This window comes from Maribacter aquimarinus, from assembly GCF_047345505.1.
Lineage (GTDB): Bacteria > Bacteroidota > Bacteroidia > Flavobacteriales > Flavobacteriaceae > Maribacter.
Map to the genome: position 1 here is coordinate 63,728 of NZ_JBLFEO010000006.1, position 13,369 is coordinate 77,096.

The following is a 13,369-nucleotide window of genomic DNA, read 5'->3' on the forward strand; positions in this document are numbered from 1 at the left end:
GGCCAAACCCTATCCCAAGGCCTCCAGGCTTTTTTGCAAGGTCTGTATCTTGGCCTGGGCATCGGCCACTTTTTTACGTTCGTTGGCCACCACCTGTTCCGGGGCATTGTTCACAAAGCGCTCATTGCCCAGTTTTTTCTCCACGGAGCGCAAAAATCCCTCTGTGTATTCCAATTCTTCTTGAATCTTCTTCTTTTCGGCCTCCACGTCTATGGCACCTGCAATGGGCACAAAATACTCATTGCTGCCCACCCTAAAGCTCAAACTTCCCTCCGGGGCCGTTTGCACCCGTTCAATGGAACCCAAATTTGCCAATTTCAGCACAATGGGGTTGAGCCCTGCGGAAGCCTCTTCGGCATGGAGCACTTTTAGCTCCAAAACCTCTTTTTGGGCAATGTTCTTTTCCTTGCGAATGGTCCGGATTCCGGAGATCACTTCGGCAGCCTCGTTGAATTGGTCCATCAGGCCATGGTCCGGCTGCTGGACTTTGGGCCATTGCGCCACGCAGAGCGATTCTTTCTCTTCCCTTGCCTTGGTATGCTGCCACACCTCTTCCGTGATGAACGGCATAAAGGGGTGCAGCAATTTCAGGTTTTCCTCAAATAGTGCAATGACCTGGCCGTGGGTGGCTTTATCAATGGGTTGCTGGTAGGCGGGCTTCACGATCTCCAGTAGCCAGGAACAGAAATCGTCCCACACCAGTTTGTAAATGGCCATCAAGGCATCGGAAATGCGGTACTTGCCAAAATGGTCCTCGATCTCGGCCAAGGTCTTGTTAAGCCTGGCCGTGTACCAGGCCAGTCCCAATTTGGAGGCTTCGGGCTGCGGGGCATCAGAAGTTTCCCATCCCTTTACCAACCTAAAGGCATTCCATATCTTATTGGCAAAATTCTTGCCCTGCTGGCAAAGGGCCTCATCGAACATAAGATCGTTGCCGGCGGCAGAGCTGAGCAAGAGCCCCACACGGACCCCGTCCGCCCCAAATTCCTCGATCAATTTAAGGGCATCCGGTGAGTTGCCCAGGGACTTGGACATTTTCCTGCGTTGTTTGTCACGGACCAATCCGGTGAGGTACACATTCTCGAACGGTCTTTGGTCCCGTAGGCCATAGCCCGCCACGATCATCCGCGCCACCCAGAAAAACAGGATATCCGGCCCCGTGACCAGATCATTGGTGGGGTAATAATACTGTATTTCCTCATTTTCGGGCTCCAAAACACCATTGAAGACACTAATGGGCCAGAGCCAGGAACTGAACCATGTATCCAGCACATCGGGATCCTGCCTAAGGTCGGAGGCCGCCAGGTCTGCCCTTCCAGATTGTTCACGAGCCAGTTTCAAGGCCTCTTCCGGGGTTTGGGCCACCACAAAGTCATGGGGTGCATCTCCGTAATAGTAGGCGGGGATCTGCTGCCCCCACCACAATTGGCGGGAGATGTTCCAGTCCCTGATGTTTTCCATCCAGTGGCGGTAGGTGTTTTCAAATTTCTTGGGGAACAGCTTTACCTCGCCGGTGGTGAGCACGGCGTCCAGCGCCGGTTTGGCCAGGTCCTCCATTTTCAAGAACCATTGATCGGACAAGCGCGGCTCTATGACCGCCTTGGTGCGTTCAGAGGTGCCCACTTTGTTCATATGCTGCTCTGTCTTCACCAAGAAACCGCCTTCCTTGAGTTCCTTGGCTATTTCCTTGCGCACCACAAAGCGGTCCTTCCCTTCGTAATGCAGTCCAAAACTGTTAAGGCTCCCGTTGGGGTTAAGGATATCTATGACCTCCAAATTGTGGGCATCGCCCAACTTTTTGTCATTCTCGTCATGGGCCGGCGTCACTTTTAAACAACCCGTACCAAAGTCCATGTCCACATAATCGTCCATTATAATGGGTACGGATCGGTTGCAAATGGGCACAATGGCCCTTTTGCCCTTTAAGTGGGCATAGCGCCCATCATTGGGATTCACGCAAATGGCGGTATCTCCAAGTATGGTCTCCGGTCTGGTGGTGGCAATGGTGAGGCGCTCATCACTATCTTCAATGGCATAGCCAATATAATAGAGCAGGCCCTGTTTTTCCTCGTAGTTCACCTCTTCATCGGAGAGCGTGGTCAGGGCCTCCGGGTCCCAGTTCACCATACGGTAGCCCCTGTAAATGAGCCCCTGGCGGTAAAGGTCCACAAAAACCTTGATGACCGAGGCAGACATGTCCTCGTCCATGGTGAACTTGGTGCGCTCCCAATCACAGGAACAGCCCAATTTTTTCAACTGGTCCAAAATAACGCCCCCATATTTCTCCGTCCACTCCCATGCGTGTTCCAAGAACGCTTCCCGGGTAAGATCGGCCTTTTGCATTCCCTCTGCCTTCAATTTGGCCACCACCTTGGCCTCGGTGGCAATGGAGGCGTGGTCCATTCCCGGCACCCAGCATGCATTTTTTCCCTGCAAGCGCGCCCGTCTCACCAAAACATCCTGTATGGTATTGTTTAGCATGTGCCCCATGTGCAGCACCCCAGTGACATTGGGCGGCGGTATCACAATGGTGTAGGGCTCCTTGTCATTGGGGGTGGAGCGGAAGAACCCGTGCGCTGTCCAATAGCTGTACCAGCGGTCCTCCACGCTGCCGGGCTCATATTTTGATGCAATTTCCATAGTTGGAACGGTTTTTGGTATAGGTTGATGGGCCACCCTAAAAAACAAGGGCGAAAAGATGATGTGTATTCTTCTTTTCGGCCCCATTTGGCGCCCGTTGAAATACGAAACAAAAATAACCAACGTTGTATGTATAACAAAAGGATTTTGACGATAGTATGAAAACAACTATTTTTGGAATCGGCTTAAAAACAAGAAAAATGAAGAAAGCACTACTATTTCTATTTGTTGGCCTTATGGCAATGGGCCTTACGGCACAGGAGACCGCGGCCAAGATCGAGTTCAAGACGGAAACGGTCGATTATGGTGAAGTGGCCAAAGGGGCGGACGGATTGCGCGTGTTTGAATTTACCAACACCGGGAACGCACCGCTGATCATAAGCAAGGTCAGTTCCAGCTGCGGCTGTACCATCCCCAAAAAACCGGAAGCACCGATCATGCCGGGTGAAACCGGAGAAATACAAGTAAAATATGACACCAAGCGCGTGGGGCCCATTAGAAAGGCCATTACGGTCATCTCCAATGCGGACACGCCCACCAAGGTGCTAAAGATCAAGGGTACGGTAACGGCAGAAGTAGCCGGGACCAAATAAGGGAAACCCTGCAAACAAGGAATGGAGTCCGGCATCGCTGCCGGACTTTTTTTGTTCCGGAACTGAACCTTTCAGGCAATAATCATCCCCAAAAAATGGAATGGCCTTCCCCTCTTGGCCTTCGGTTGAAAGGCCGGCAAGGAACCCATGGGAAGAGCGCTGCAAATTAAACCATAACAAGGTTGGAAGATCAATGGGTATTTAGCACTTTTGTGAAAAATTAGGTTATGCCAAAAGTATCCCAAAAAGGGGGCTCCATGCCCCAATCGCCCATACGAAAACTGGTGCCCTTTGCCGAAGAGGCCAAAAAGAACGGAGCCACGGTGATTCATCTCAACATAGGCCAGCCCGACATAAAGACACCCCAATTGGCACTGGATGCAGTTAAAAATACCAATTTGGAGGTGCTGGAATACAGCCGCACCGAAGGTTCCGAGAACTTTAGGCAGAAAATTGCCGGGTATTACGCCCAGCATGACATACGGGTAAGCGCCCAGGACATTATGGTGACCACCGGGGGATCGGAGGCACTGGCCTTTGCCATGGGCAGTATTGCCGATGCAGATGATGAGGTCATTATCCCGGAACCCTTTTATGCCAATTATAACGGATTTGCCACCGCAAATGGAATCAAGGTGGTCCCCGTGGTCTCCAAACTGGAGGATAATTTTGCCCTTCCGCCCATTGCCGCGTTTGAAGAATTGATCGGAGAAAGGACCAGGGCCATCCTGATCTGCAATCCCGGCAACCCCACCGGATACCTTTACACCCGTGAAGAAATTAAAAAGTTGGCCGCACTGGCCCTAAAGCACGATCTTTTCCTCATTGCGGATGAAGTGTACAGGGAATTTGCCTATGATGGGCGGGAGCACTGTTCCATCCTCAAGGAAGAGGGTCTGGAAGAGCACGCCATTGTGGTGGACTCGGTTTCCAAAAGGTACAGTATGTGCGGGGCCCGCATTGGCTATCTGGTTTCCAGGAACAGGGAGTTCATGGCCACGGCCATAAAATTTGCACAGGCAAGGCTATCGCCGCCCACCTATGCCCAGATAGCGGCAGAGGCCGCCCTGGACACGCCACAGCACTATTTTGAGGAGGTAAAGGAAGAATATGTGGCACGGCGCGATCTGTTGGTCGCAGAACTGGAAAAAATCCAAGGGGTCCAAGTGGCAAGGCCCCAAGGCGCTTTCTATTGCATTGCCGCCCTGCCCATTGAAGATGCCGATGATTTTGCACAATGGCTCCTGGAAGATTTCCGGGTAAACAACGAAACCGTCATGGTGGCCCCCGCGGGCGGTTTCTATGCCACGCCCAATATGGGCAAGAACCAGATAAGGATTGCCTACGTATTGGATCGGGAACGTTTAAAACGAGCGGTGCACATCTTAAAATTGGCCCTGACCACCTATATTGGATAATGGAAATACTGAAAGAATACAGCCTAAAAGCGCACAACACCTTTGGTATCGATGCCAAGGCCAGGGCCTATGTGGCGGTTTCCAGTGTGGAAGAACTCCGGGAAGTGCTGGAGGCCAACCGCCACCAACAGATCTTGGTCTTGGGCGGGGGCAGCAACATGCTCCTTACCAGGGATATTGAGGCCCTTGTGGTGCACATGGACATTAAGGGCAAAGAGATCGTGCGCGAAGATGAAGACACGGTATGGGTAAGGGCCATGGCAGGCGAAAATTGGCATGACTTTGTCCTCTGGACCTTGGAGCACGATTTTGGAGGCCTGGAAAACCTGTCCCTCATTCCGGGCAATACGGGCACGGCGCCTATACAGAACATTGGCGCCTACGGGGTGGAGCTCAAGGACACCTTTGTGGGCTGCGAGGCCTTGGACAGAAACACCTTGGAGCTGGTGCCATTTTCCAAGGAAGAATGCCGGTTTGGGTACCGGGATTCCGTTTTCAAATCCGTGAAGAAAGATGCCTACATCATCACCGCCGTTACCTTTGAACTTACCAAAAAAAACCATCGTATCGCCACCGGCTACGGGGCCATTGAATCCGAATTGAGATCACGCGGCATACACGATCCCGGCATCAAGGACGTGAGCCAAGCAGTGATCGCCATTAGAAACCGTAAACTTCCAGACCCCAAGGTATTGGGCAACAGCGGCAGTTTTTTCAAGAATCCGGTATTGGACAAAAAGGAATTTCAAACTTTCATTGAAAACCATGGGGAAGCCCCCCACTACAAAGTGGACAACGGCAGCTTTAAGGTCCCCGCCGGGTGGCTCATAGAACAATGCGGTTTTAAAGGCAAGCGTTTTGGCGATGCCGGCGTGCATGAAAAACAGGCGCTGGTACTGGTAAACCACGGAAACGCAAGTGGGCAGGACATTTTGGCCCTGGCCCAAAAGGTGATGGCCGCCGTAGAGAGGAAATTCAACATTGCCATAAGCCCAGAGGTGAACCTCATTGGTCAGTTCCCAACGGGCAAGGTCTGGAACCCTTGACCTCCAAACCGTGCAACGGTGAACGTAACCGCCATTGGCCAAAGCGAATGGACCTTAACGCGGGCAGATAGGCACGGCCAGGGTCAAGAGATTAAAAAAGAGATAGGGGGGCATGGTAACAATCAATTTTATAATTTAGCGTTTACCCCAACAAAGCCTAACCGATCCAAGGGCCAGCCTAGGCACCATGAACCATTTATGAGCACATTACTGGAAAAGCACATTGTGGAACTGCTGCAGGAGCGAAATGAAAAAGCCATTTCACTGCTCTATGACCACTATGCAGATACCCTCCTGGGCGTGGCCAACAAAGTGGTGCGTGACCCGGAAATGGCCCAGGACGTGCTACAGGAGAGCTTTGTGAAAATCTGGAAAAAAGCGGACTCCTACGATCCTTCCAAGGCCAAGCTCTTTACTTGGCTGTTTCGCATTGTAAGGAACACTTCCATTGATAAGTTAAGGAGCGTGAACAACAAAACGGACAAGGAAATCCAAATGGATGTTTCTGACGTATATAGCTTAGGTGTGGATGGGATCAGGCCCGAGTTCATGGACGTCCAAGAACATTTGGGCAATATCGAGGACAAATACCAAGTTGTTTTGGAGGCCCTGTTTTTTCAAGGAATGACACAACAAGAGGCCAGTGACGAACTCAACATTCCATTGGGCACCATAAAATCGAGATTAAAAATTGGGTTAAGGGAACTAAGAAAGGTATATGGCCCCGAATAGCTCCCGGACACCAAAACGAAACCAACGTTATGAAAGATAAGATAAAGGCATTCTTGGACACCGACCTGTTGGAGCGGTATCTTTTGGGAAACACGGACCAAGAAGAGCAACTAAAGGTAGAGCGTTACATTGCCATGTACCCAGAAGTCAGGGAAAGCTATGACGAGCTTCAGGAAAACCTGGAGATCTTTGCCAAAATGCACGCTTTGGAAAGTCCGGAAGGCCTCAAGGAAAAGATCGTGGCCAGGATCAGGTCCGAAAGAAAGGGAAGGCAGCGTTTCTTCAGGTACGCGGTGGCGGCAAGCCTCGTGGCGCTTATGAGCCTCGGCGCCTCGTATTTCTTTTGGGAGCAAAACCAAGACCTGCAGCAAGAGAATTCCATGGTGAGCAACAAAATAAAATTGCTGGAGGCAGACATGAAGCAACAGCTGGAAGACGTGCGCAACCAGTTCATTGTACTGAACAACCCCAAAACCAAAAAGTACAACGTAACCGGAAACAAAAAGGCCAGGGAACTCAAGGCGGTGGCCTACATCAACCCTGTGAAAAAGCTCTCTTACATCAACGTAAAAAATCTTCCACAATTACCGGAAGACCAGTGCTTTCAACTTTGGGCGGAAGTTAACGGGGAACTGGTGAACCTTGGGGTTTTGGACAAAGTCACGGACAAGGACAATCTTATGGCCCTTCCCTATGCCAAGAACGGCAATGGCTACATTACCATAGAACCCAAGGGCGGCAACAGCAATCCCACGGTAAAGAACATTGTGGCCAATATTGCCTACTGAGCCAAGATTGCAAAGTAATCTTAAAGCCCCTTGAACGGGGCTTTATTTTTGTACCTTTGTGTCAAAATAGATGATATGGAGCTCCTATTGTTAACCTTTGGCCTCCTAGGTTTGGCCTTTGCGGGCATTGCCATAAAGATATGGGCCAAAAAAGACGGCAAGTTCGCCGGCACCTGCGCCAGTCAAAACCCTTACCTTAACAAGGACGGCGAAGCCTGCGGTATGTGCGGCAAGCTGCCCTCCGAACAGGATTGCAAAAACGACATGGCCCCGGACAACATCTAGGGGAACAACACTCCCAGAACCTTAGAACAAAGCATCCCTTGCGGAAAGAGGAAGAAGACGTAGCGACCATCATTGAAAAGGCGAAGGAAGGCCAGCAAATGGCCTTTAGCAAATTGGTGGACATTTTTTGGAACCAGGTCTATGGTTTTCAGCTAAAGCGAACGCAGGACCCCAACGATGCGGAAGACGTTACCATACAAACCTTTTCCAAGGCATTTGACAAACTGCACACCTACAATGAGCAATACGTGTTCAAGACCTGGTTGCTCTCCATTTCCAAAAACGTGCACATTGACCTGGTGCGGAAAAGAAAAAAAACACCCTGGAACACCAATAGCCAAGAGGCAATGAAATTGGCCCTGGACAATGCGCCCTCCATGGAGGACCGGTTGATCCAGGAGCAGAACTTGGCGAGCCTTTTGCAGGACATTAAAAAATTGAAGCCACATTACCAAGAAGTCATTAACCTGAGGTACTTTAACGAACTTAGCTACGCCGCTATCGCGGAGACCTTGAACGAGCCGGTGAACAATATCAAAGTGAAACTGCTAAGGGCAAAGAAGCTCTTGTCCGAAATCATAAAAAACAGGTGAGCTCCGCTTCCCGGCCCCTGGGTATAGACCCGGGCCAAAACCCATAGAAACGTGTTTTAGTTCGTATATTTGTAAAAAAAAGAAACTATGTCCGTTGTTGCACAAGAAAGCGTTGCCCCACCAAAAGGCAAACCAAAATGGCTCAGGGTAAAATTGCCCACGGGCAAGAAGTACACCCAATTGCGGGGCCTTGTGGAAAAATACGATCTGCACACCATCTGCACCAGTGGCAGCTGTCCCAATATGGGCGAATGCTGGGGCGAGGGCACGGCCACCTTTATGATATTGGGCAACATCTGTACCCGTAGCTGTGGTTTTTGCGGCGTAAAGACCGGCAGACCGGAAAATGTGGATTGGGCAGAACCCGAAAAGGTGGCGCGATCCATAAAGATCATGGGCATTAAGCACGCCGTGATCACCTCCGTGGACCGGGACGACCTAAAAGATATGGGGTCCATTATCTGGGCAGAGACGGTAAAGGCCATTAGGCGCATGAACCCCAACACCACCCTGGAAACCCTGATCCCAGATTTCCAAGGAATGGAACGGCACCTGGACCGCATTGTGGAAGTGGCGCCCGAAGTGGTCTCGCACAATATGGAAACGGTGAAGAGACTCACAAGGGAAGTGCGCATACAGGCCAAATATGAACGAAGCCTGGGCGTACTGAAGTACCTCAAGGACGCCGGCGTGAACAGAACAAAATCCGGCATCATGCTGGGCCTGGGCGAGCTGGAGGAAGAAGTGGTGGACACCATGGGCGATCTTAGAAGTGTTGGAGTGGACGTGGTCACCATTGGCCAATACCTACAGCCCTCCAAAAAGCATTTGCCCGTAAAGGAATTCATTACCCCTGAGCAGTTTAAAAGGTACGAGGACATTGGCCTGGAAATGGGCTTTAGACACGTGGAAAGTGGTGCCTTGGTGCGTTCATCGTACAAGGCGCACAAACACATCCATTGAGGTTCATGACCAAAAAACGCCAATGGCCAGCAAAACTGGCACCATATAAAAAAGGCAGTGCATTGCCGCCACCATCTTCGTGAAAACAATAAAATTGGGCATCAACGGGTTTGGCAGGATAGGCCGCACCCTTTTTAGGCTCCTACAGCACCGAGAGGACATGGAAGTGGTGGCCATCAATGACTTGGCCAACGCCGAGACCTTGGCACACCTATTAAAGTACGACAGTATCCACGGCGTTCTGGACACCCCGGTTAACCACCGGCCCAATGCCCTGATCGTTAACGGAAGGGAAGTTCATTTAACCAACCACGCCCAGCCCAAGGACATGGATTGGAAATCCCACTCAGTGGATGTTGTGATCGAGAGTTCCGGAAAATTCAAGACCCGCCGCACCTTGGAACACCATATAAAGAACGGCGCCAAAAAAGTGATCCTTTCCGCACCACCCCTTCACAACAGCACAAAAATGGTGGTCATGGGCGTTAACGAGCACATTCTTAACGCAGGAGACACCATTATATCCAATGCTTCCTGCACCACCAACAATGCCGCACCCATGATCAAAACGATGCAAGAGCACTGTGGCATTGAACAGGCCTATATTACCACGGTACACTCCTACACCTCCGATCAGAGCCTGCATGACAGGCCCCACCGCGACCTTAGACGGGCAAGGGCAGCGGCCCAATCCATTGTGCCCACCACCACCGGGGCGGCAAAGGCCCTAACAAAGATCTTTCCCGAACTGGCCAATGTGATCGGCGGCTGCGGGATACGGGTGCCCGTGCCCAACGGATCCTTAACGGACATTACCTTCAACGTAAAACAAGGGACCTCCATTGAAGAAGTGAACGCCGCCTTTCATAAAGCATCCAAAACTGCACTGAAAAACATCCTTTTTTACACCGAGGACCCCATAGTATCCATTGATATAAACAATAGTTTGTATTCTTGTACGTTTGATAGCCAGATGACCTCCGTAATCGGTAAAATGGTGAAAATCATAGGATGGTACGACAATGAGACCGGCTACAGCAGCCGAATCATGGACCTCATAGCCTACTTGAACAGCAAAGCCTATATTTAGATTTGACAGCATTATGTAAACTTTGGGTAAGGCTACTGCCGTTGTTGGTCCTGTTGGCAACGGTAAAACCTGTTATTGCCCAAAATGCACCGCTGCCCAATGATGTAAACTCCCTGTTCAACGAAGCGCGAAAACTCAGAAACCAAGGCAATGTAGATCGGGCCATGGACCATCTTGAAAAGGCCGTGGAGACCGCAGAACGCTTCGAGGACGAGAAGGCCCTGATAGATGCCTATCATGAAATTGCCCTGCTCTACCTTCGTTTAGATCGGGAGAAGGACACCCAGTTCTTTTGGGACCGGGCCAGTGTTCTTTTGGAACAGACAGCGTACCCCTATGGCGACGCCATACACACCTACATCGAAGCCGTGCTGCTGCATCGCGGCCAACAAGATTACCAAGCCCTTTTTATGTTGGGCGAGGCCAAGAAGCTGAACAATGACCGTAACTTTTTTAACAATATCCTGTTGGCAGAGGCCAATGTGTACCTGAGCCTGGAAAAATTTGACAGCGCCACCAAGAATTTCAACTCCCTGGTGGTGAACACGGATGTCTTTGAGAGCAAATCGCTCAGCACCCGGGCCCATCTGGGACTGGCAGAACTCTACTACAGGACCCAGGACTATGAACAGAGCATAAAGAACGGTGAGAGCGCTTTGGCCATGGCCAAGGAGAACGATTTCTTCGAGGAGGCCAAAGATGCCAACGCCCTTTTGACCATGGCCTATGAAAAAGTGGGGCTCTACAACAAGGCCTTGGAAAACAACAAGAACCTGCTTGGCCTAAAGGATTCCGTGTTCAACCTGGAAAAAGCAAAGACAGAAGAACAGACCGCAGATAAGATAAGGGACAACCTAAAGACCCAAGAGATATTAAAGCAGGAAAAGACCATACAGCAGCTTACCGAAAGCCAAAGTAGATCGGAGATCACCACCATGCTCATCTCGGCATTCCTGATCATCATTTCCCTGTTGGCGGTGAGCCTCTACCGCAACAACCAGATCAAGGTTAAGACCAACGATCTGCTCAAGACAAAGAACAGTGAACTGCAATTGGCCCGGGACGGGGCCGTACAGGCCATGGAGGCCAAGACCAATTTTCTGTCCACAGTGAGCCATGAACTGCGCACGCCCCTCTACGCGGTAACCGGGCTTACGCACCTGCTGTTGGAAGAAAATCCGCAAGAACACCAAAAAGAACATCTTAAGGCATTGAAATTTTCTGGGGAATACCTGCTGAATTTCATCAACGACATTTTGCACATCAATAAAATAGACGCCAAGAAATTGGAGCCCTTGAACATGCAGTTCAACTTGAGAAAAGTGCTGAACGAGGTCATAGATTCCCTGCACCAAAGTGCCAAGGCAAACAACACCAAGATCATTTTGGATTTTGACGAGGACATTCCCGGGCATTTGCTGAGCGACCCCTTGAAACTATCCCAAATCTTTATGAACCTCATTGGCAACGCCATTAAGTTCACCAAGGATGGCGAGGTGCGTCTCATTGCCAAAATGCTTAAAAAGGAAGGGGAAGATGTATCCCTTTATTTTGAGGTAAAGGACAACGGCATTGGCATTTCGGAGGAAAAACAACAAAAAATATTTGACGGTTTTGAGCAAGGTTCGGTACAGATCAACCGGGAATACGGCGGCACTGGTCTGGGCCTTACCATTGTAAAGAGCCTTTTGGGCCTCTTTGACACCGAGATAAACCTCTACAGCAAGCTGGGCCAAGGCAGTTCCTTTTTCTTTGAGATCGATATGAAGAGCGTCAATGACCTTATTGACGACATCCCGTTTGAGATGGCCCACCGCAGCTACAATTTTAAAGGGCTGCACCTGTTGATCGTGGAAGACAACAAGATCAACCAGGTGATCACCAAAAAAATGCTGGGCAAAAAAGACATTACCAGCGATATTGCCAACAATGGTGAGGAAGCCGTCTCCTTGGCCCGGGAGAACAACTACGACGGCATTCTCATGGACATCCATATGCCGGGCATAAGCGGGGAGGAAGCCACCATACAGATACGTAAGTTTGACCAAACCACACCGATCATTGCCCTCACCGCCATTTCTTTGGACGATAGTTTGGAGAGCTTCTACGCTGCGGGCTGCGATGACGTGGTAACCAAACCCTTTAAACCAGAGGTCTTTTACCAAAAGATTGGGGAAAACATATTGGACAGGGCCAGCACTTCAAATTCCTGATGTCGCCAGTTTATCCAACAGCGCCTTCCTTCCATTCCACAAAAAAGCGTGTTCCACGGGGAGGTATATGGCATGGGGCACCTGTTTCCCCAAACGCATAAAGTCTTTTTCCGTGGTCACCACAAGCGGCTTGGACCGTAGCACATCCAATTGTTTTTCGGTAAAAAAATGATGGTCCGGATAGGCCAAATGCTCAAAATCATGGCCTTGTCCACGCAAATACCGGACCAAGGGCGCGGGCTTGGCAATGCCCGTTACCAGGGTAAAACGGCCCTTGGCCACCGTTTCCTTGCCCACCGGGCCGTGGGCGCCCCAAAAATCGGTGCCATAGGCCAACTTGGCAAAGAGCACGGTCTGGTGCGGCTTGGGCCGCAACTTTTCCCTTATGGCCTTTGCGGCACGCTCACCGAGGTCCTCGGGGCATTTGGTCACCACAATGACATCGGCCCGATCGGCGGCACGCTTACTGTCCCTGAGGTCTCCCGTGGGCAAGTACCAATCATCCACATAAAGGGAATCATGCGTGGTGAGCAAGATGGAAAAACTGGGCCTTACCCTGCGGTGCTGGAAGGCATCGTCCAAAATAATGAGATCCGGGGCCACGGTCTGCCCCAACCGGAGAATGCCGTTGCGGCGATCGGCATCCACGGCCACCTGTACCCCGGGGAACTTGTTCTTTAGTTGGTAGGGCTCATCCCCCAGCTGGGCCACGGTGGCATCCGTACCGGCCAGGAAAAATCCCTTTGAGCGCCTTTTGTAGCCACGGCTCAGCACCGCCAATTTCCGCTCTTTGCCCAACTCCCGCAACAACAGCTCCACCATGGGCGTTTTTCCGGTGCCACCAACGCTTAGATTGCCCACACAGAGGGTGGGCACCTCAAAAGATGTGGATCGAAAAAGCCCCACATCGTACAACAGGTTCCTGATGCGCACCACCAGCGCGTACACCAGGGAAACCGGAAACAGCAATTTTCTCATTGGCCCCATACGGGCGAAATTATAATAATT

At 50.8% G+C, this 13,369-nt stretch carries 12 protein-coding genes; 10 read left to right on the forward strand and 2 right to left on the reverse strand.

Going from position 1 to position 13,369, the window contains the following annotated elements:
* Nucleotides 1-9 precede the first annotated feature (9 nt).
* Nucleotides 10-2,640, reverse strand: a complete 2,631-nt coding sequence (locus ACKWCC_RS06115; RefSeq protein ID WP_413995027.1) for a valine--tRNA ligase — start codon at nt 2,638-2,640, stop codon at nt 10-12.
* Nucleotides 2,641-2,840: 200 nt separating this feature from the next.
* On the opposite strand from ACKWCC_RS06115, the gene ACKWCC_RS06120 reads away from it, so the two are divergent.
* The 10 genes from ACKWCC_RS06120 (at nt 2,841) to ACKWCC_RS06165 (ending at nt 12,361) form a co-directional block, all read left to right on the forward strand.
* Entirely contained in the window at nt 2,841-3,233 is a 393-nt protein-coding gene (locus ACKWCC_RS06120; RefSeq protein WP_413995028.1) for a DUF1573 domain-containing protein, read from the forward strand.
* Between the two features lie 227 nt (nt 3,234-3,460).
* Nucleotides 3,461-4,651, forward strand: coding sequence for a pyridoxal phosphate-dependent aminotransferase (locus ACKWCC_RS06125; RefSeq protein ID WP_413995029.1), 1,191 nt, complete (start codon nt 3,461-3,463; stop codon nt 4,649-4,651).
* Entirely contained in the window at nt 4,651-5,697 is a 1,047-nt protein-coding gene (murB, locus tag ACKWCC_RS06130; RefSeq protein WP_413995030.1) for a UDP-N-acetylmuramate dehydrogenase, read from the forward strand. Before ACKWCC_RS06125 ends, murB begins: the two co-directional genes overlap by 1 nt.
* 198 nt (nt 5,698-5,895) lie before the next feature.
* Complete coding sequence (locus tag ACKWCC_RS06135) at nt 5,896-6,429, forward strand: RNA polymerase sigma factor (RefSeq protein ID WP_413995031.1); 534 nt, start codon at nt 5,896-5,898, stop codon at nt 6,427-6,429.
* 29 nt (nt 6,430-6,458) lie between these two features.
* Nucleotides 6,459-7,217 carry an anti-sigma factor gene (locus ACKWCC_RS06140; protein ID WP_413995032.1) on the forward strand — a complete coding sequence of 253 codons (759 nt, stop codon included), beginning with the start codon at nt 6,459-6,461 and terminating at the stop codon, nt 7,215-7,217.
* 75 nt (nt 7,218-7,292) lie between these two features.
* Nucleotides 7,293-7,502: a membrane or secreted protein gene (locus tag ACKWCC_RS06145; protein WP_413995033.1), complete on the forward strand. Its 210-nt coding sequence runs from the start codon at nt 7,293-7,295 to the stop codon at nt 7,500-7,502.
* Between the two features lie 98 nt (nt 7,503-7,600).
* Nucleotides 7,601-8,095, forward strand: a complete 495-nt coding sequence (locus tag ACKWCC_RS06150) for an RNA polymerase sigma factor (protein ID WP_413995129.1) — start codon at nt 7,601-7,603, stop codon at nt 8,093-8,095.
* A gap of 87 nt (nt 8,096-8,182) precedes the next feature.
* Nucleotides 8,183-9,058, forward strand: a complete 876-nt coding sequence (gene lipA / locus ACKWCC_RS06155) for a lipoyl synthase (protein ID WP_413995034.1) — start codon at nt 8,183-8,185, stop codon at nt 9,056-9,058.
* 79 nt (nt 9,059-9,137) lie between these two features.
* Entirely contained in the window at nt 9,138-10,148 is a 1,011-nt protein-coding gene (gap, locus tag ACKWCC_RS06160; protein WP_413995035.1) for a type I glyceraldehyde-3-phosphate dehydrogenase, read from the forward strand.
* 2 nt (nt 10,149-10,150) lie between these two features.
* Entirely contained in the window at nt 10,151-12,361 is a 2,211-nt protein-coding gene (locus ACKWCC_RS06165) for an ATP-binding protein (RefSeq protein WP_413995036.1), read from the forward strand.
* On the opposite strand, the gene lpxK is transcribed toward ACKWCC_RS06165, so the two are convergent.
* Entirely contained in the window at nt 12,350-13,348 is a 999-nt protein-coding gene (gene lpxK, locus ACKWCC_RS06170) for a tetraacyldisaccharide 4'-kinase (RefSeq protein WP_413995037.1), read from the reverse strand. The genes ACKWCC_RS06165 and lpxK overlap by 12 nt on opposite strands.
* Nucleotides 13,349-13,369 lie beyond the last annotated feature (21 nt).

Coding starts and splice junctions, on each gene's coding strand:
- ACKWCC_RS06135 (WP_413995031.1), top strand. CDS start 5,896: ATGAGCACATTACTGGAAAAGCACATTGTGGAACTGCTGCAGGAGCGA.
- ACKWCC_RS06145 (WP_413995033.1), top strand. CDS start 7,293: ATGGAGCTCCTATTGTTAACCTTTGGCCTCCTAGGTTTGGCCTTTGCG.
- ACKWCC_RS06125 (WP_413995029.1), top strand. CDS start 3,461: ATGCCAAAAGTATCCCAAAAAGGGGGCTCCATGCCCCAATCGCCCATA.
- ACKWCC_RS06150 (WP_413995129.1), top strand. CDS start 7,601: ATGGCCTTTAGCAAATTGGTGGACATTTTTTGGAACCAGGTCTATGGT.
- lpxK (WP_413995037.1), bottom strand. CDS start 13,348: ATGGGGCCAATGAGAAAATTGCTGTTTCCGGTTTCCCTGGTGTACGCG.
- murB (WP_413995030.1), top strand. CDS start 4,651: ATGGAAATACTGAAAGAATACAGCCTAAAAGCGCACAACACCTTTGGT.
- ACKWCC_RS06120 (WP_413995028.1), top strand. CDS start 2,841: ATGAAGAAAGCACTACTATTTCTATTTGTTGGCCTTATGGCAATGGGC.
- ACKWCC_RS06115 (WP_413995027.1), bottom strand. CDS start 2,640: ATGGAAATTGCATCAAAATATGAGCCCGGCAGCGTGGAGGACCGCTGG.
- ACKWCC_RS06140 (WP_413995032.1), top strand. CDS start 6,459: ATGAAAGATAAGATAAAGGCATTCTTGGACACCGACCTGTTGGAGCGG.
- lipA (WP_413995034.1), top strand. CDS start 8,183: ATGTCCGTTGTTGCACAAGAAAGCGTTGCCCCACCAAAAGGCAAACCA.